20 protein-coding genes and 1 riboswitch are annotated in these 19,188 nt (G+C 38.6%); of the genes, 15 read left to right on the top strand and 5 right to left on the bottom strand.

The annotated features are described in order from the left end of the window. The first annotated feature begins 202 nt into the window (after positions 1–202). From RUH74_RS22610 to RUH74_RS22585, 6 genes are all read left to right on the top strand, one after another. On the top strand, positions 203–1,042 hold the full coding sequence (locus RUH74_RS22610) for a DUF72 domain-containing protein (RefSeq protein ID WP_313804631.1): 840 nt from the start codon (positions 203–205) through the stop codon (positions 1,040–1,042). Positions 1,043–1,108: 66 nt separating this feature from the next. Next, entirely contained in the window at positions 1,109–1,411 is a 303-nt protein-coding gene (locus RUH74_RS22605) for a YunC family protein (RefSeq protein WP_313804628.1), read from the top strand. Between the two features lie 200 nt (positions 1,412–1,611). After that, a complete protein-coding gene (locus RUH74_RS22600) occupies positions 1,612–2,697 on the top strand; it encodes an HD-GYP domain-containing protein (protein ID WP_313804625.1) in 1,086 nt (361 codons plus the stop codon). 167 nt (positions 2,698–2,864) lie between these two features. Then, a riboswitch (Lysine riboswitch) is annotated at positions 2,865–3,071 on the top strand. 147 nt (positions 3,072–3,218) lie between these two features. Continuing rightward, positions 3,219–4,796 carry a Na+/H+ antiporter NhaC family protein gene (locus RUH74_RS22595; RefSeq protein ID WP_313804622.1) on the top strand — a complete coding sequence of 526 codons (1,578 nt, stop codon included), beginning with the start codon at positions 3,219–3,221 and terminating at the stop codon, positions 4,794–4,796. Between the two features lie 279 nt (positions 4,797–5,075). Beyond that, positions 5,076–6,587, top strand: coding sequence for a sodium-dependent transporter (locus RUH74_RS22590; protein ID WP_313804619.1), 1,512 nt, complete (start codon positions 5,076–5,078; stop codon positions 6,585–6,587). Beyond that, positions 6,587–6,694 (top strand): methionine/alanine import family NSS transporter small subunit, encoded by a 108-nt coding sequence (locus RUH74_RS22585; protein WP_313804616.1) that lies wholly within the window; start codon positions 6,587–6,589, stop codon positions 6,692–6,694. The genes RUH74_RS22590 and RUH74_RS22585 overlap by 1 nt, the downstream gene beginning before the upstream one ends. 168 nt (positions 6,695–6,862) lie before the next feature. On the opposite strand, the gene RUH74_RS22580 is transcribed toward RUH74_RS22585, so the two are convergent. After that, positions 6,863–7,855, bottom strand: coding sequence for a M23 family metallopeptidase (locus RUH74_RS22580; RefSeq protein WP_313804613.1), 993 nt, complete (start codon positions 7,853–7,855; stop codon positions 6,863–6,865). Positions 7,856–8,197: 342 nt separating this feature from the next. Between RUH74_RS22580 and lipA the strand changes: the two genes are divergently transcribed. Then, positions 8,198–9,115, top strand: a complete 918-nt coding sequence (lipA, locus tag RUH74_RS22575; protein ID WP_313804610.1) for a lipoyl synthase — start codon at positions 8,198–8,200, stop codon at positions 9,113–9,115. A 153-nt stretch (positions 9,116–9,268) separates the two neighbouring features. On the opposite strand, the gene RUH74_RS22570 is transcribed toward lipA, so the two are convergent. Next, positions 9,269–9,853, bottom strand: coding sequence for a YhcN/YlaJ family sporulation lipoprotein (locus RUH74_RS22570; protein WP_313804607.1), 585 nt, complete (start codon positions 9,851–9,853; stop codon positions 9,269–9,271). 115 nt (positions 9,854–9,968) lie between these two features. Here RUH74_RS22570 and RUH74_RS22565 point away from each other — a divergent pair, with 115 nt between their 5' ends. Further along, on the top strand, positions 9,969–10,244 hold the full coding sequence (locus RUH74_RS22565; RefSeq protein WP_313804604.1) for a YutD family protein: 276 nt from the start codon (positions 9,969–9,971) through the stop codon (positions 10,242–10,244). 44 nt (positions 10,245–10,288) lie between these two features. On the opposite strand, the gene RUH74_RS22560 is transcribed toward RUH74_RS22565, so the two are convergent. Both RUH74_RS22560 and RUH74_RS22555 read right to left on the bottom strand, forming a co-directional pair. Continuing rightward, complete coding sequence (locus RUH74_RS22560) at positions 10,289–10,582, bottom strand: cytosolic protein (RefSeq protein ID WP_313804601.1); 294 nt, start codon at positions 10,580–10,582, stop codon at positions 10,289–10,291. 201 nt (positions 10,583–10,783) lie between these two features. Then, positions 10,784–11,050 carry a DUF3055 domain-containing protein gene (locus RUH74_RS22555; RefSeq protein WP_313804598.1) on the bottom strand — a complete coding sequence of 89 codons (267 nt, stop codon included), beginning with the start codon at positions 11,048–11,050 and terminating at the stop codon, positions 10,784–10,786. Positions 11,051–11,232: 182 nt separating this feature from the next. On the opposite strand from RUH74_RS22555, the gene RUH74_RS22550 reads away from it, so the two are divergent. The 3 genes from RUH74_RS22550 (at position 11,233) to RUH74_RS22540 (ending at position 13,888) form a co-directional block, all read left to right on the top strand. Next, positions 11,233–12,537: an EAL domain-containing protein gene (locus RUH74_RS22550; RefSeq protein ID WP_313804595.1), complete on the top strand. Its 1,305-nt coding sequence runs from the start codon at positions 11,233–11,235 to the stop codon at positions 12,535–12,537. A gap of 19 nt (positions 12,538–12,556) precedes the next feature. Then, a complete protein-coding gene (locus RUH74_RS22545) occupies positions 12,557–12,994 on the top strand; it encodes a DUF86 domain-containing protein (RefSeq protein WP_313804592.1) in 438 nt (145 codons plus the stop codon). Between the two features lie 123 nt (positions 12,995–13,117). Next, positions 13,118–13,888 carry a TIGR01457 family HAD-type hydrolase gene (locus tag RUH74_RS22540; RefSeq protein WP_313804589.1) on the top strand — a complete coding sequence of 257 codons (771 nt, stop codon included), beginning with the start codon at positions 13,118–13,120 and terminating at the stop codon, positions 13,886–13,888. Positions 13,889–13,921: 33 nt separating this feature from the next. Here the strand turns inward: RUH74_RS22540 and RUH74_RS22535 are convergent, their stop codons facing one another. Further along, the gene (locus RUH74_RS22535; RefSeq protein WP_313804586.1) at positions 13,922–14,422 is read right to left on the bottom strand and encodes a phosphatidylglycerophosphatase A family protein; all 501 of its coding nucleotides are present in this window, start codon (positions 14,420–14,422) and stop codon (positions 13,922–13,924) included. A gap of 193 nt (positions 14,423–14,615) precedes the next feature. Here RUH74_RS22535 and yutH point away from each other — a divergent pair, with 193 nt between their 5' ends. The 4 genes from yutH to thrB all read left to right on the top strand — a co-directional run bounded on the left by yutH (position 14,616) and on the right by thrB (position 19,090). Next, a complete protein-coding gene (yutH, locus tag RUH74_RS22530; RefSeq protein WP_313804583.1) occupies positions 14,616–15,623 on the top strand; it encodes a spore coat putative kinase YutH in 1,008 nt (335 codons plus the stop codon). A 163-nt stretch (positions 15,624–15,786) separates the two neighbouring features. Further along, on the top strand, positions 15,787–17,112 hold the full coding sequence (locus RUH74_RS22525; RefSeq protein WP_313804580.1) for a homoserine dehydrogenase: 1,326 nt from the start codon (positions 15,787–15,789) through the stop codon (positions 17,110–17,112). Continuing rightward, complete coding sequence (thrC, locus tag RUH74_RS22520; RefSeq protein ID WP_313804577.1) at positions 17,109–18,170, top strand: threonine synthase; 1,062 nt, start codon at positions 17,109–17,111, stop codon at positions 18,168–18,170. The genes RUH74_RS22525 and thrC overlap by 4 nt, the downstream gene beginning before the upstream one ends. Next, positions 18,167–19,090 (top strand): homoserine kinase, encoded by a 924-nt coding sequence (thrB, locus tag RUH74_RS22515; RefSeq protein ID WP_313804574.1) that lies wholly within the window; start codon positions 18,167–18,169, stop codon positions 19,088–19,090. Before thrC ends, thrB begins: the two co-directional genes overlap by 4 nt. Positions 19,091–19,188: the final 98 nt, after the last annotated feature.

Raw genomic sequence — 19,188 nt, 5'->3', positions numbered from 1 at the left:
ATTAAGTTCGAGATGGAAGGTTCAATCGGTTAATAGATAGTTAAACTTGGACCACTCACTATTTTGGTGAGTGGTTTACTTATATAAACAAATGCGGCAAAGGAATTGTTTAGGAGACATAGGAACAAGAAACAGCATGAAACTGTCTCTTAGTAGTAAAATAAGCACTTATTTGAACGAATGACGATTGGAGGTGTGCTGCTTGATTCTAATCGGAGTAACTGGCTGGGGAGACCATGATACTTTATATACGAATCCGATTTCCCCTAGAGAAAAGTTAAGGTCATACGGGAGTCACTTTCCAACGGTTGAAGTGGATGCTTCTTTTTACGCTGTTCAGCCAAAACGGAATGCGGAAAAATGGGTGAAAGATACCCCGGATTCCTTTCAATTTATCGTGAAAGCGTATCAAGGAATGACGGGGCATGAAAGGGGAGACATTCCTTTTCAAGATAAAGAAGAAATGTTTGCTGCTTTTAAAGAATCTTTAAAACCATATAGGCATAAGCTTGCAATGGTACTTTTTCAATTTCCGCCATGGTTTGATTGCCAAAAGCAAAATGTAGATTATCTACGTTGGTGTAAAGCAAAAATGGGAGATATTCCATGTGCGCTAGAATTCAGACACCAATCTTGGTTTCTTCCAGCATACAAGGATAAAACCATCCAATTCATGACAGAGGAAGGATGGATTCATAGTATTTGTGATGAGCCGCAGGCAGGTGCTGGCTCTATTCCTATTGTTCTTGAACCAACTAATGAAAATAAGGTACTAGTGAGGTTTCACGGCCGTAATACTCACGGCTGGCAAAAGAAAAATGCCGAAAATTGGCGAGAGGTCAGATATTTATATCGGTATAATGAGCATGAGCTTATACAATGGGCAAACTGGATAAAGGAACTAGAAAAAAAGTGCAAAACCGTCTATGCGGTCTTTAATAATAATTCAGGCGGAGACGCTGCTGATAATGCGAAACAGTTTATACAAATGCTGAATATAGAATATAAAGACCTTGCCCCGAGGCAATTGGAGCTGTTTTAAAATCATTACACACGCATTTCCATCCACTAACATATTTTGATAGGGAGGGAAAGGAGTGTTTAACTCGTGATTGACTTAAAACCTATTGATATAAAGGGGCATACATTCCTCTGTGTCTCCGTGGAATTGCCGAAAACAAATTTACTTGTTGTGACAAATGATAAAGGGTATATTATGTGTGGAGCACTTGATGTCGCATTACTAAATGAAAAATTAAAGGATCGGAAAGTAATTGCAGGCAGGGCAGTAGGAGTAAAAACGATTGAACAGCTTCTGGAAGCCCCATTGGAATCCGTCACATATGAAGCAGAGTCCTTAGGCATTTACAAGGGAATGATAGGGAAAGAGGCTTTACTAAAAATGGTATAAAGGCATGCCGAATGGAGCTATTCACAAAATATTGGGACTAGGCTCCCATTTGCTGCCTTTTTTTTTAGTCAATTTCAATATTTTTCGACAAAATTAGAGTCATATCTGTCACTTTTTAGCGAAAAAGGTTATTATAGTTAAAGGTGATAATGAATGAGAACGACAATGGAAAAACTTCGGAATGGTTATAGGAGTAATTTATGCGATTAGTAACAACCTCATCCGTAGAAGCTGGTACGATACTTGCAAAAACCATATACAATGAAACGGGACAAATCTTGCTTAGTGAAGGTGTGGAGCTGAAAGAGACTATGATTCAGCGACTAAATTCATTAGGAATTAGTTATATTTTTATTAAGGATAGTCAAACGGACGATATTGAATACAAAGGAACGCTATCAGATCCTGTTCGAAGAAAAGCGATTCAAACCATTAATTCGACTTTTTTGGAGATTCAAAAGGATTCAAGCCTGTCTAGTTCTTTTGTGGTTGAGAAGGCTTCAAGACGTTTATCTGAACTAATTCAGTTCCTTATGACCGAGTTAGGAAATAACAAAGATTTACTAAATTTACTTTCAGATGCTTATACATACGATAACTATATCTTCACCCATTCGTTAAATGTTACGTTATATTCGTTAGCGCTTGGGCTAGAGCTGAATCTTACACCTAAGGAATTGGAAACTTTAGGTTTAGGTGCGATTTTTCATGATATTGGGAAACTAAAGGTTCCGCTGGATGTCTTGCTAAAGCCGGGGAAATTAACGGAAGAGGAATATGTCTCCATCAAGGAACATGCGGAAACAGGCTTTCAAATTTTAAGAAAGGTACAAACCATTCCTCTCTTAGTTGCCCATTGTGCCTATCAGCATCACGAGCGCATCAATGGTTCGGGCTATCCTAGAGGACTAACAGGAAAAGATATTCACTTTTTTGGAAAAATCATTGCTGTTGCAGATGTATTCGATGCAGTTACTTCAAACCGTGTCTATCGAAAAGCCATGCTTCCGCATGAAGGTTTAGAAATTCTTTATGCAGGTTGTGGAACCTTATTTGAACAGGAAATAGTAGAAGCTTTTCGATTAGCGGTTGCCATTTACCCAATCGGGATAACGGTTGAGCTAAACGATGGACGAAAAGGAATTGTTACTGGGCAAAATATAGGTCTAGGGGATCGTCCGATAATTAGAATTATGGAGCATACTGGAGAACCAGTTACTCCATATGAACTAGACTTGAAAGTGGAACTGAACGTGGTCATAACAGAATGTGACACTGCCTTTTAAAGAAGCGGAAGTTTAGGGAGTTCTTTCATGAAATTATTTATTTGTTCAGTAAAAATACATATCCCTTTTAAAATAAATGGAAAACGCATGATTGTAATATTTTAGACCTTGTCACAAAAGTATTATTCTGGTATTGTAATAAACAATTGAATAAACCTTATCATATCCGATGGGGTAGAGGTGCAGAATTAAAGAGTAAGCTGTGTGAGGATGACAACAATGATCACAGTCGAAAGGGAATTTTGCCGAAGCAATCGAATGGTGTCAACCATCATTTGCTGGGGTTACTTTGAAGAAAGGTAACACTGTCATTATGAAGGATAAGCAGAAAAAACTGCTTTTATAAGCCTTCATCTTGGGGAGCTACAGGTCGTGATGGAGAATCTTATTACTTATAAGAGTAATGATAGATCATCTCTATCGTTACTCTTTTTTATTTTTTCTATCATCATCCAATTCCCTCTACAAAAAGAGGGAATCGTTCGATACGATTCCCATATAATATAAGAGGAGGACTAAAAATGGAAAATACTATTTTTTCATTAATCCCCCCTGTGTTAGCAATCGTCATGGTTATTTTGACAAGAAAAGTGTTGCTATCTTTAGGCGTGGGAATTGTATCAGCAGCACTATTGCTGGCAGATTTTAAAATAAAAGAAACTTTTCGCATTGTTTTTGATGCTGTAAAGGGAATCTTTGTGGCAGATGGTACTTTAAATACCTGGAATGTATATATAATTTTATTCTTGCTTGTACTTGGTGTGATTACAGCCTTCATTACAATTTCAGGAGGAAGCCGGGCATTTGGCGAATGGGCGATGAAGCGTGTAAAAACGAGGGCAGGTGCACAGCTTATTGGCGCATTTCTCGGCATTATTATATTTATCGACGATTACTTTAATGCACTTGCAGTAGGGCAAATATCCCGTCCAATTACAGATCGGCAAAAGGTTTCAAGGGCCAAGCTTGCCTATTTGATTGATTCTACTTCTGCACCAGTTTGTGTGGTTTCCCCTGTTTCAAGCTGGGGAGCGTATATCATTGCTTTAATTGGATCCATCCTTGCTGCTCATAACATGACAGAATACACAGCATTTTCGGCATTTATGCAAATGATTCCAATGAATTTATATGTATGGACAACATTAGCGATCGTGTTTATTGTAGCGTTAAAAAATGTAGAATTTGGTCCAATGAAGGTACATGAACTTCGTGCGATGAAAGAGGGCCTAGTTAGCGATCCTAACAAGACAGCTGCAGGGGAATTGAGGGAAGACTTACCATCAAGTACAAAGGGAACAGTAGGCGATCTTGTTTGGCCTATTATTGCTCTCATTGTTGGAACGGTAACTATGATGTTTTGGACAGGGTATGCTGCAACAGAGGGTGAAGCAAACATCCTCACTATATTTGAAAATACGGATGTGGCTAAATCCTTAATTCTTGGAGGTCTCCTCGGCTTAACCGTTACATTAGGTCTTTTTTTCCGTCAAGCATTTGTATTAAAAGGTGTGAGTAGCAATATTTTTGGCAGTGGGATATGGGCAGGGATAAAATCCATGCTCCCAGCAGTATATATACTTCTCTTTGCTTGGACAATTGCTGATTTAATTGGCCGCTTGGAAACAGGGAAATATATGGCAGGGATTGTAGAAAGCTCGAATATTAATATTTCTTACTTACCTGTTCTCCTATTTGTTATGGCAGGGATTATGGCATTTAGTACTGGAACATCGTGGGGCTCCTTTGGTATTTTGCTGCCGATTGCAGGTGATATAGTTGTTGCAACCGATGTGAATCTCTTATTGCCAGCTATGGCTGCTGTATTAGCAGGAGCTGTGTTTGGGGATCATTGTTCGCCTATTTCAGATACAACCATCCTTTCATCAACAGGAGCGGGCTGTAATCATATTGATCATGTAATAACCCAGCTGCCCTATGCATTGATCTCAGCTTTAATAACGTGTATCGGCTTTCTTATTATGGGATTTACAGAAAGTGTAATGATTTCGTTAGCTGCTGTTGCAGTATTATTAATTGTTTTTTCAATCGTGGCACCAAAAGGGATCAAAGATGCTAAGCAGATCCCTGAAAGGTAATCAGCTTTAACTAGAATGAGTTGATAGTAAAGGTCTCGTGCAGAGACCTTTTTTCTTTTAAAAAAATAGTATAACTACGATTTCAGGCAAGTTGAATGGAAAATGCTCCTTCTGAGGTTGTTTAAGAATAGTAACACTATTCAAAAAATATTGTTTTGACAGAGTAATGAAAAGATATTATACTAACGTTAGATTATTAAATAATCTGAAAATAAAAAAGTTTCCAATTGTTCAATACAATTAGGAGAAAAGTCAGATTAATAGGAGGTTGAAAAGCTTATGGATAACCGTCCGCAGTGGGGAACGAGGGCAGGGTTTGTACTCGCAGCTATCGGGTCTGCCGTTGGTCTGGGGAATATATGGCGATTCCCTGCCGTTGCTTATGAAAATGGGGGGGGAGCATTTTTCCTGCCATACTTGTTTGCGTTGCTAACAGCTGGAATTCCACTTTTAATTTTGGAATTCACAATTGGGCAAAAGTACCGTGGATCTGCTCCTTTGTCTTATGCAAGGCTGAGTAAAAAGTATGAATGGTTAGGCTGGTGGCAAGTAGCCATCTCATTTGTTATTGCAACTTACTATGCAGTTATCATTGCATGGGCGATGTCATTTGCTGTGTTCTCATTCAATCTTAAATGGGGAGATGACCCTACTTCATTCTTAGTAGGCGACTACTTACAGCTAGCTGCACCAGGCGAGTTCGGAGGAATTGTTCCGGGTGTATTCATTCCGTTAGTTATTGTATGGATTATTACTTTGGGCATTTTATTTAAAGGGGTTAAAAAGGGTATTGAAATTGCAAACAAGATATTTATCCCTGCACTTGTTATTTTATTCTTAATAATTGTCATTCGTTCAATTACCCTTGATGGAGCTGTAGCTGGATTAGAAGCATTCTTTAAACCAGATTGGAGTCAGATCGCTAGTGGGAAAGTTTGGGTAGCAGCATATGGGCAAATCTTTTTTAGTTTGTCGATAGCCTTTGCGATTATGGTTACTTATTCAAGTTATCTGCCAAAGAAAACGGACCTTACAAACAATGCGTTTATTACAGGCTTTGCCAACTCGAGTGTTGAGCTATTGGCAGGTATTGGGGTATTCGCAGCTTTAGGGTTCATGGCATCTCAAGCAGGTGTCCCAGTTAGTGAAGTTGTCAAAGGTGGAGTTGGTCTCGCCTTCATGGTATTCCCGCAAATTATTAATGAAATGCCTGCTCTTAATGGATTATTTGGATCAATATTCTTTATCTGTTTAGTTTTAGCTGGTTTGTCTTCATTAATCTCAATTGTAGAAACATTTGTTGCTGGGGTAGAAGATAAATTTAAAATTTCTCGTACGAAGGCTGTTCTATACGGTGGAGGACTGTCTGCTCTTATTTCACTCGTATATGCAACACGTGGCGGTTTAAACTTCTTAGACGCTGCAGATTACTTTATTAATCAGTTTGGCGTTGCTTTGGCAGGACTAGTTGAGGTTATTATTGTAGTTTGGGTATTGAGGGAGCTTAATAACCTTCAGAATCATGCAAACAGCATGTCCGATATCCGTTTAGGTGGTTGGTGGAAGATATGTCTAGGTTTTATTACACCAATTGTCCTTGGATACATGATGATTCAAAATATTTATATTAATATTAAAGAGAACTATGAAGGATATCCAACTAGCTTCCTATTGTATTCTGGCTGGGGAGTTGCAGTTTTAGCGATTATTTTAGGATTTGTCTTTATGGCCATTAAATGGAACAAAGGAACAGAACTGGAAGTTCCTAAGGATAAGGGGGTATCTCAATAATGTCCGGTGGAGCAATTACGATGATGATCGTTGGGATGCTAATTATTTGGGGGGGGCTTGCTGCTAGCATTATGAATGCAGTAAGTAAGTCCAAGAAAACACAATAAGGTAAAGAGACTGGGACAAAACTTAATTATCCACTTCTAAATCCGAATAATATACTTTACTAAACACGTGAAAAATAACAAAAACCGAACTACTCTGAAGCTCTAAAAGAGAGTCTCAAATAATAGTTCGGTTTTTTCATTTACTGAAAACCTTTTGTCTCAGCCTCTTTAATTTTTTTTCTTTTTCATCCGTTCTTGCCTTTCCCACATACGTAAATGTGGAAAAGGGTCATAGGACCATTCTGTATAGCCATTATCTTTGTACATTCCATAATGAAGATGTGGGGGGAATTTTCCTGATGTTCCAGGCGGACCATACCCTGAATTGCCGACACCGCCAATTAGCATGCCAGGTTCGACAATTTGTCCTAGCTTTAGGTCTTTTGCAAATCCGCTTAAATGGGCAAAATAATGATAATTGTTATTTATGTCACGAATTCCTATTCTCCAGCCGCCGAATCGGTTCCAGCCTTTCATTTCTATAATACCGTAAGCCGTTGCTCGAACAGGAACACCATAACCAGCAAAAATATCTGTTCCTTCATGAGACCTTCTGCCGCCCCATCCCCTTGCTGCACCCCAAGTGTTTTTATAGCTATAATTGCTTCTCAGAGGAACAGGAAATGCATGCTCATCAAGATCTAGACGTCCGTAGTGTTTATATATTTTAGCCTTGCCAATAATAAGGCTGATTGTTTTGTCGCGTTTATAATAATCCCATAACCCCATTTTTAGGTTATCGTGATCTGTGCCATAAGATAATAAATAGTTCGCAAAAGCGAAAAGCACATCTGAATCATTAGAAAGGGCAGCTTTTCCATCTCCATCCCCATCCGCGCCAAATCCATTAAAAAATTGGATGGAGAGTGGATTTTCATCATTAGGATTAGGGTTTAACGGTCCTGCCCATATTTCAGGTTTAACATATATCCCTGTTATTCCTTCAGCTTTAGGGATATCCCTTCTAGCCTGCCTTACATTCCGTTCATATTGGTCAATCGCAGCAAGATAATACCAAGGAATATGTGTTACGGATTCCATTCTTTTGTATAATTCCATCCGCAATTCATACTCATTTTTTTGATTCTCTTGCGCGTTTCCTGTTAAATTAGACAAGAATAAAATGGATAAGGCAAAAATACTAATGAAAAAGAGTCGCACAATATTCCTCCCTTCTCTTTACTTCGTTACAGAATGAGCTGATATAACACTCCTCGAATTGGAGAATTATCTAGCTCCATCGCCTATCAAACTTTAGGTCATCCTCCTTACGATAAAGGAAGACGCATTTTGTTTGTACGGCGATGATCAAGACGCTTCTGCTTTCCTTACTTAGTTTGTGGGATATCAATCATTTCATCTATATCAATTATTGGTAATCCTCTGGACTTCGACTTGTCCTTGTCTATTCCTTATGATAAAGTGACATCAGGGAATTCATAGAAAAGTGAAGGTACCTGTCTTTATTCTAATGCTATTTTTTTCATATGATGGGGTGGGAATATGAGCAAACAAGAAGAATATTTACGTAAGCCTGAATGGCTGAAAATAAAATTAAACACGAATGAAAATTATACGGGCTTAAAGAAAATGATGCGTGAAAAAGGTCTTCATACCGTATGTGAGGAAGCAAAATGTCCAAATATTCATGAATGCTGGGCAGTTAGAAGAACAGCTACATTTATGATTCTTGGTGATACTTGTACAAGAGCATGCCGATTTTGTGCAGTTAAAACGGGATTGCCAACAGAGCTTGACCTGCAAGAGCCAGAAAGAGTGGCAGATTCTGTTGCATTAATGAATTTAAAGCATGCGGTTGTTACTGCTGTTGCAAGAGATGATTTAAAGGATGGCGGAGCTGCTGTTTTTGCTGAAACTGTTAGGGCGATTCGCAGAAAAAGTCCATTTACAACCATTGAGGTTCTTCCTTCAGATATGGGTGGGGTACTAGAAAATCTAAAAATCCTGATGGATGCACGCCCAGATATTCTAAACCATAATATTGAAACGGTTGAAAGACTGACTCCTAGAGTGAGAGCACGTGCGAAATATGACCGCTCGTTAGAATTTTTACGCCGTGCAAAGGAGCTGCAACCAGATATTCCTACTAAGTCGAGCTTAATGATTGGACTTGGAGAAACGAAGGAAGAAATTATCGAAACAATGGATGCACTTCGCGCAAATAATGTTGACATTATGACAATTGGTCAGTATTTGCAGCCATCAAAGAAGCATTTAAAGGTGCAAAAGTATTATCATCCGGATGAATTTAATGAGTTTAAGGAAATTGCCTTAAGCAAAGGCTTCAGTCATTGTGAAGCAGGTCCGCTTGTTCGCTCTTCTTACCATGCAGATGAGCAAGTTAATGCGGCAGCCCAGAGAAAACAGGCATTAGGAGAACTGGATGCAAAAGAGGCATAAAAATCGGAAAGAGTTCAGCTAATTATCAGCTGAACTCTTTTTAAACTCCCTGCGATAAGTCAACATCGGTTCGCTAACGCTCCCCGTGTTTCCTTTATCTCAGTAGGAGTCCTTCTGCGTTTGTACGGCGATGTTCCAGGCGCTTGTGCATTTCTATTTTCCTTGGGGAGATTTTTTCATTTGGTTAATGATTTTATCAATCCCGTGGTGAGCAGTTCGGCTATCTGAATCCAGGGTTGCATAGCTTTCAACGGTTTGTCTTAAAGCTGTGTCATCACTTACATAGATTTTATACCAGCTTGGTACGACGGACATTGCCATTTTCTTTACTTGATCTGCTGTAGCGTTTCGATCATTGGTATCAGTGGCATAGACAATCAAAACTTCTTGATCAGTAACAAGAGTAGAGACATCATCTACATTAGGCACCTCTGTGCAAAATTTTGAAATGGTATCGGCCGTTTTTTCACGGTCAATTATTTCATAATGATCATAGGATACATTCTCTCCAAGAACTGGACTTCTTTGATGTCTTACATAGCCAAAATCTTCACTTTTATTGGTTGATCCATTATTTCTGTTATAAATATCTGCTCGCTGATCATTTACATTGATGGTATTGCCGCTTTTTTCATAAAGGCGATCCTGTGCCATTTGATTTCCATTATTTTGGCAGGCGGTCAAAGCAGCAAGGGCGAAAATACCTGTAATAACTAGTTTCTTTTTAATGTGAAACACCTCCTCCATTATAGAATTACCAAGCAATTATTTTTTTCTCTTAGTAATTGATGGGGAATCAGTTATAATTTAATTAATGATGGATCACTTATGCTTTTTGAACGGGGTGAATTTCGTGATTTGTATTAACAATGTTTGTTATGAAGTAATAGAAGACAATCGAAATGGATTTAATGAAGAGGCGTTTCGTGGAAGATATAGTGAGATTTTGACGAGATACGATTATATCGTAGGTGATTGGGGATATGGTCAGCTAAGGCTAAGAGGCTTTTTTGATGATCAAAATCAGAAAGCAACCTTTGATACGAAAATTAGTACATTGACGGAATATTTATATGAATTTTGCAACTTCGGCTGTGCTTATTTTGTGGCAAGGAAAATCGAGAAGTAAAGATTTATGAGGGCAAAGGCAACCATAGTTGCCCTTGCCTTCTTTTATTTTTGATAATCTGTGTATGGCTGCTGCATACTTTTGTCAGGATCATCATGAGGCGTGTGTGCCCCATCCATCTGTCGGGGCATACCTTCATGCAATGTTTTATTTTCGAAATTATAGGCGCTATATTTCCGCTGTTCTGGAAGCCAAGGGGTGCTTTTATTTTCAACCGGTTCATATTTATTGATCGGTGAACCATAAGGACCTTCAGGGTATTCTTCAGCAGTCAGGAAATTTCTCTGGGTTTCCACATTTGAAAAGTCCGTATAGATTCTTTGCTTTTTTTCATCCATGGAAAAATCACCTCAGATTCGAAGAATTTGATAAAAAATATTGTTGGCGCATAAATTGCCTTTGGTATTTGCTCATTACGTTATTCATTTGAATAAAACCCATTCTCAAATATACTAAAGGCTCATAGTAAAAAATAAAGAAGAACCTTTTTGAAGGTTCTCCTTTATTATTTCTGTTACTCATTGGATTGATTCAAAAGTCTATACTAACTCCATTAGGAAGGATCGCAGTTCTTCTGCATCTTCTTCATTGAGGTTAAATGCATATTCTAAATACCCTTCTTCCTTTAAATCGTCGTCACCAATGATTGCAAATCGATTTCCTTGAATATCAAGTACAATTTGTTTTCCATAATAGCGATCAGATTGAATGATTGCCAGATCAAAGCGTTGATTTTCCCCCATAAAGCTGACAAATCTTGTTTTGGTATCTACAATATCATCATATAAAAAAAAGCGCTCAGACATAGATAAGTTCTCCTTTTTTCCTATATTCTATTACTAATAGTAACCTACCTTCCTTTTGGAATAAAGGATATTTCCCATTACTAATTTTATTTCCATAAATCTTTCTAGTTACGGAAAAATAAACTACTTTTATGATAAAATAAAAACATGTAGAATACAGCACCGAAAGAGGAATGAAGCGAATGGTCCATCGATGCAATGAAAAGATAACTAGCTTTGGCAAATGGATGAAAATTCTCCTTCCATTACATAAGATGCGTGATTATCCTCCGCAGTTTATTATTCGAGACCCGATTACGAGCGGGGTAAAAAGAGCATTTAAAAGTGGCAATGAAGTGGCAATTGTTGTTTTTAATATTAAAAATCTAAGGGAGCTTCCAAATCAGCTTGGCCAACAAGGATATATGAAGTTTATTTCTTGTTTGAAGAATACCTTTTGGGAAGTTATTAAACAGGAAATAGACGAAGAGGATATCATTGCCCTTCATGATTACTCTAGCGATGGACTGACATTATTTTTATCGATTGATCATAACCGCTATAGTGTAACTGAAATTGACAAAAGAATGAAAAAAATCTTGCGGGAATCTGAAAAAAATTTGTATGCAGAAATGCCAGCCGCAAAACCAGCTTTTGACACAGGTTACATGTTTATAGAAAAGAAGCACTATTCTATTCAGGAAGCGATTTTAAAGGCTCAGCAGCAGGCACTGGCAATGGCTGAGAAAAGAGTACGTTCTGAATTTAATGATATGCTGTATTCAGTTAATAAAATTATTGCTCAAAAGAATATTCGAATGCTTGCACAGCCCATTATTAATGTAGCAACAGGTGAAGTGAAAGCATGGGAAATGCTTACAAGAGGACCAAAGGGGACTGGATTAGAAAGTCCACTTCAGCTATTTTCCGTTGCCAGACAAACCGGATTACTCTATGATCTTGAAATGATCGTATTTGAGAAAATTTTAGCCCAAATTAATGCAACTGGATGTACACAGGATATTTTTATTAACTTCACACCGATTACTTTAGGAAATGATCGGTTTATTAGAGATATTAAAAAGATGCTAGCAAAAAATATAAATATCCCTCCTAGACAGCTTACTTTGGAAATTACAGAGCGGGACTCGATTGATGGGATGGAGAACTTCTTATACAATATAAAGGTATTAAGAACATTAGGTTTTCGGATTGCTGTAGATGATACGGGTGCAGGATATGCAAGTCTTCATTCCATTAGTGAAATTATGCCAGATATTATTAAAATTGATCGTTCGGTGATACAGGATATTGATAAAAATTCAGTTAAGGAATCCATGCTTCAAGGACTGCTCTTAATTGCACGAGAGGCAGGGTCACTCGTTGTGGCTGAAGGGATTGAAAATAAAGAAGAGGCTTCGGTCTTATCAAGAAATAATGTTGATTTAGCGCAAGGGTATTATTATTCTCGCCCGACTGCACTTACTCAAGGCCTCAAATCATCATAATCGAAGAAGGGTGAAAAATATGTATTTTGTGGACAGGGAAAAGATTGAAACAACACTTGAATTTTTAGAACAGCAATTTTTCCTTTTCGAGCAAATAAAAAATTTGGATTCACCGATTGAAAAAGCTGCAATGGAGCGAGTATGCCATTTAATGATTGAAGCCATTCTTGATGTAGGAAATTCAATGATTGATGGATTTATCATGCGAGATCCTGGAAGCTACGAAGATATTGTTGATATTTTAGATGATGAAAAAGTCATACATAAGGAATTAAGCGGTAGCTGCAAACAAATCATTAAGTATAGAAAAATGCTCGTACAGGACTATATAAAAATTAATCATAGAGAATTTGTTGAAGTATTTGTGGAACAATTACCTGTTATCAAGCAATTCCCAGCAAATGTAAGGGAATACTTATTGAATGAACTAGGACCCGTTTCCGCATTTCGTAATTAAAATAGGAACGAAAAAGGTCGGATTCTCACCGGCCTTTTTCAAATTTATACCTTTGGGAGTAGAAGAATTCTTAATGATTGATTGTTATACTTGTAGGTGATGATAATGTCAGGAGTGATGGAAATGCAACAAAAATATAAAGGGTACTTAATTGATTTGGATGGTACGATGTATCGGGGAACGGAGCTAATTAAGGAAGCAGCAGATTTTGTAAATGAACTAATCAAGCTGGATTTGCCTTATCTTTTTGTCACGAATAATTCTTCAAGGACACCAGAGCAGGTCGCAGAAAAGCTTCGTTCATTCTCGATCCCAGCTGCAGCAACACAAGTATTTACAACGAGTATGGCAACGGCAAATTACATTTATGAACAAAAGAATGAGGCATCAGTCTATGTAATTGGGGAGGAAGGCATACGAACAGCATTGGCAGACAAAGGATTAGCGTTTGCAGAAGAGAATGCTGATTATGTTGTCGTAGGCATTGATCGCTCCATAAGCTATGAAAAGCTTGCCACTGCCTGTTTAGCAGTTCAGAATGGGGCCACCTTTATTTCAACGAATGGAGATATTGCTATTCCGACAGAAAGAGGTCTTCTGCCAGGGAATGGTTCATTAACATCCGTTATCACTGTATCGACACAGACGAAACCGATATTTATCGGAAAACCTGAATCGATTATTATGGAACAGGCCTTACAAGTACTTGGTACAAAAAAATCAGAAACACTGATGGTTGGCGACAATTACGATACAGACATACTAGCAGGAATGAATGCGGGGATGGACACACTCCTTGTACATACAGGTGTTACAACAAAGGAGTTGCTTTCAGGCTACGAGAAAAAGCCGACATATGTGGTCGATTCACTTGATCATTGGAAATTTTTATAGTTAGAAAAGGATGGAGAATGATCTCTCCATCCTTTATTTTGTCCCTTGTGCACGATGCGCTAAGCGGCTGGAGGCTGCTGCGGCGATGGCACCAACAATATCATCTAAGAAAGTATGACACCTACCTGAGCTTTTATCATTCAAATCTTTTAATATTCCAGGCTTTAATTTGTCAATATAGCCAAAGTTTGTAAATCCGATCGAACCATACACATTCACAATAGATAAAGCTAAGACTTCGTCCACCCCATATAGTCCTTCATCAATTTCAATGACATGCTGCAATGGCTCCATTAATTTCTTTTCCTCTGCAAGCATATCGAGCTGAATGCCAGTTAGAACGGCATTTTGCACTTCTCTTTTTGAAAGGACACGTTCAACATTCTCGATGCAAACATCCATATGCAAATCCGGATGATACTTCTCTTGTAAAAAGTAGACTAATTCGGCAATATCTCGAATTTCTACCCCGCGGTCATGCAGCCATTTTCGCGCTTTTTGTTCTATTTGATCAATTGATTTTTCTTCATTCATCGGCTCCACCTATTTTCTGTTATATTTTCCTTAAATATATACGATCCCGCAAGGAATTATGCCATTACAGGCACTTGCAAATATCTACCCATTTATCATATCCGAGTCATTCCATATTAATCAAGAAAAGATCAAGTTTTGCTTTCGGCATTCATATATATGACCTAAGGTGCCTGAAAAAAGAGGTGGAGAGATGTTAAAACAAATACTTGAAAAACAATATGGAATACAGTTTGATGAAGAAATTCGGGTGGGCAAATATCATGCCTGCAGAAAACAGGGTCAAATCTATTTAATAGTCCCTGTAGAGGGGTATGAAGCGGATGAATTAACCGAGTTAGAGATGTTAGCCGATCATCTTGCCAAAAATGGTGAAAAATATTGCAGCACTTTTTTAAAAACAATGGAAGGCCAGCGAATTAGCGAGTGGGAGAACCGGAAATATTGCGTATTAAAAAACGAGCATATTCAGAATCGCAAGGTTAATCGGTATGGGAGAAAGTTAGCAAAATTCCATTACCGGGGGAGGTCAGTTGCTTTTTCAGTCAATAAATTAAGTCGAATTGGCCAATGGAAGCAATTATGGGAAACCAGGCTGGATCAAATGGAAAAGGTATGGAATGATATGCTCTTTCAGCAGCCTGATAATGAATTTGAACGGATGTTTTTAGAATCATTTCCCTACTATATGGGCATTGCAGAAAATTCTATACAATACTTGGTAGATACAGAGCTGGATGATGAGCCTTCATTCATGGATAGCGGTACAGTCTGCCATAACCGTTTTACTGATGATACGTGGGGGAATTCCTATTATATCAAGAACCCTTTTGATTGGGTTTTTGACCATTCCTCAAGAGATCTTGCTGAGTGGACGAGAGGAAAGTATTTTCAAAACATCAAAACATATGAGCCAGAGATGCGCAAGTTTATTACTGATTATCAAAGTATTGCTCCTTTATCTTCGTTTTCATGGCGGCTTTATTATGCGCGTATCCTATTTCCGCTCCATTATTTTTCCTGTATTGAAGCGTATTATGGAACAGAGTCAGAACAAGAGAAAAAGCTCCTAGAGGAAAGTCTTCACAAGTACCTGCAGCAATCGGATGACCATGAGCGCTTTCTAGCCCGTTTTTATGAGTTTGCAGAGGTGCCTGTCCAAAAGTGGAAAATCCCTTTAATCGATTGGCTAAAAAAGTAATTAGAAGTTTATCAGCACCTTTTATATAAGGTGTTTTTTTCTACCTATAATTAGGGTAAAGTGCCTTTCATCAGAATAATGAGAAAAAACTATTGTAATAACATGGAATCAGCACTATAATGTCTACTATACAAATACAAATGTACATACAGAGAGAACAACGATGATTGAACGAGAGGGGAATATAAAAGTGGAAGAAATATCAATCGGTTTATTAGGTCTAGGAACTGTCGGATCGGGTGTTGTGAAAATTATTGAGAATCATCAAGATAAGCTGATTCACCAAGTAGGCTGTCCTGTTAAGGTAAAGAAGATCCTTGTGAAGGATTTAAATAAAGAGCGGGCCGTTCAAGTTGAAAAGGCACGTTTAACAACGAATCCTGATGAAGTTTTAAATGATCCAGATATTGATGTCATAATTGAAGTCATGGGCGGGATTGATGAAACAAAAAAACACTTAAAACAAGCATTGCTTAATCGGAAAAATATTGTTACAGCCAATAAGGATTTGATGGCTTTACATGGCGCTGAGCTTCTCACAATTGCTTCGGAAAATGGCTGTGATCTGTTCTATGAGGCGAGTGTTGCAGGAGGAATTCCCATTTTAAGAAGCCTTGTAGATGGCCTAGCCTCTGACCGAATTACAAAAATGATGGGGATTGTGAATGGAACAACTAACTTTATTTTAACAAAGATGTCTAAATTTGGCAGTGCATATGAAGAAGTGCTTAAAGAAGCACAGGAACTTGGTTATGCGGAAGCGGATCCTACAGCTGATGTTGAGGGGCTGGATGCAGCTAGGAAAATGGCAATTCTATCTACACTTGGATTCTCGATGAAAATTGACTTAGATGATGTTAAGGTGAAAGGAATTACAGGAATTACAAAAAATGATTTAGAATATGCGAAGCAGCTTGGCTATACAATGAAGCTGATCGGCATTGCTCATAGGGAAGGGGAAAAAGTTGAAATTAGTGTTCAGCCTACTTTATTAGCGGAAACACATCCATTGGCATCCGTTCAAGATGAATTTAATGCTGTTTATGTTTATGGGGAAGCTGTTGGGGAAACGATGTTTTACGGACCTGGAGCAGGCAGCTTGCCAACTGCAACAGCTGTTGTATCTGACCTTGTAGGTGTAATGAAGAATATGCGTTTAGGTGTAACTGGGAAAAGCGCCGTTACTCCTCAATATAAAAAACTGCTTAAGGAACCAGGAGAAATTTATTCGAAATACTTTTTACGCTTGCATGTGAAAGACGAGGTCGGTGTGTTTGCTGATATTACATCTATTTTTTCTGAACATGGGGTTAGCTTTGAAAAGATTCTTCAGCTTCCATTAAAAAAACAGGAACTTGCAGAAATTGTTCTAGTTACCCATCAAGCTTCATTACAGGATTACGAAGATAGCCTAGTGAAATTAAGAGATTTGCATGCCGTACAAACAATTGAAAGTTCATACCGAGTAGAAGGGGTGGCAAATGTATGAGATGGGAAGGCCTATTACGAGCATATAAAGAGTATTTGCCAGTGAATGAGCATACGCCATTACTTACATTAAATGAAGGAAATACGCCTCTCATTAGGTTAAATAAGCTGTCCGATGAATGGGGTATAGACCTGTATGTCAAAACGGAAGGTGCCAATCCAACGGGATCCTTTAAGGATAGAGGAATGGTAATGGCTGTTGCAAAGGCAAAGGAAGAGGGAAGTGACACGATTATTTGTGCGTCCACTGGCAATACATCCGCAGCGGCAGCGGCTTACGCAGCAAGGGCGGGTTTACGATGTATCATCGTTATCCCAGAGGGGAAAATAGCGATGGGAAAGCTTGCACAGGCTGTTATTTATGGAGCTGAAATTATTTCGATAGAAGGAAACTTTGATGAAGCATTGTCTATGGTTAGAAGAATTAGTGAAGTTGAACCTATTACTCTAGTAAATTCAGTCAATCCTTATCGTTTAGAGGGGCAAAAAACAGCTGCATTTGAGATTTGCGATCAATTAGGGCAAGCGCCGGATATTCTGGCACTTCCTGTTGGCAATGCGGGAAATATAAGTGCTTACTGGAAAGGATTTAAAGAATACCATGCAGAAAAAGGCACAGGCTTGCCACGCATGCATGGGTTTGAGGCTGAAGGTGCAGCAGCGATTGTACATAATCGAGTCTTTGAAAATCCAGAAACAGTTGCAACAGCGATCCGAATTGGAAATCCTGCAAGCTGGCATTTAGCAACGGCTGCATTAAGTGAATCGGATGGCAAAATTGATGAGGTGAGTGATGAAGAGATTCTTTGCATGTATAGAAAATTAGCCTCATCTGAAGGAATCTTTGCCGAGCCCGCTTCCTGTGCCTCGCTTGCTGGTATCTATAAACAGCTGCGTCACGGGGAAATTCCGCATAAGTCAAGAGTTGTGGCTATTTTGACGGGAAATGGCCTTAAAGATCCGAATGTGGCGATGGAATGCAGTCCTGTCAAACCTGTTTGCCTGCCGAATGATGAGTTTGCAGTTGCCGAGCATATTAAGGGAGTTGTTCATGTATGAGCGATGGTGAAATGCTCATTATTAAAGTTCCTGGAAGCTCAGCAAATTTAGGACCAGGCTTTGATTCAATTGGCTTGGCATTGGATGTGTATTTAACATTAGAAGTAGAAATGGCGAAAGAATGGGAGGTTGTTCCTCTTTCAGAAGAGTTGAACGTTTTTCCGAAGGATGAAACAAATTATATTCTTCAAATTGCCAAAGAAACTGCGGAAAAATACAATCGAAGGCTGCCTGCTTGCCGAATGAAAGTAAAAAGTGATATTCCCCTTGCAAGGGGGCTAGGGTCTAGTGCGGCAGCTATCGTCGCAGGAATCGAGTTAGCGAATAGCTTATGTAAACTTCATCTTACTAAACAAGAAAAATTGGAATGGGCTTCAAAGATAGAAGGACATCCAGATAATGTTGGTGCTAGTCTATTAGGCGGGTTGGTTGTAGGGTGTCAGCTTGAGGATGAAGTGAGTGTTGAATCTTTTCATCACCTTGAAATGGATATAGTTGCAGTGATTCCGAGGGAAGAACTTTTAACAAAGAATTCAAGGGGAGTGTTGCCAAAAACCTTCTCATATGAAAATGCTGTGCAAGCTGGGGCGATTGGGAATGTAATGATAGCCGCATTACTTAACGGCCATTATATGCAGGTTGGTAAGATGATGAAGCAAGACCGATATCACCATCCTTATCGAAAAAAAATAGTGCCTCATTTGCAGGTCATAGAAGAGCTTGCGTCAGATTTTGGTGCATTTGGAGTGGCTTTAAGCGGAGCGGGGCCGACGGTAGTATGCTTAACAGAAAAGGGGGCAGGCATAGATTTAGCTAAGAGCCTTGCCGATAGGTTTCCAGAAATGGAGTGCCGTTCTTTAAACATTGAACAAGCCGGAAGCAGCGTGTATTTTACAAGGCAAATTTGCAAAAATATATGAAGTTTTTAGCAGAGAAGATATGGGTGGAAATAAATGCAAAAATAAAAGAGGCTGGGACATAACTAGCTTCAAATAAAGAGAAAGGTGAATTTGAGGGT

The sequence above is a fragment of the Cytobacillus sp. genome (assembly GCF_032154635.1).
Taxonomy (GTDB): Bacteria; Bacillota; Bacilli; order Bacillales; family Cytobacillaceae; genus Cytobacillus.
The sequence above is the reverse complement of the archived record's forward strand: the minus strand, read 5'-3'. Positions and strand labels throughout refer to the sequence as shown.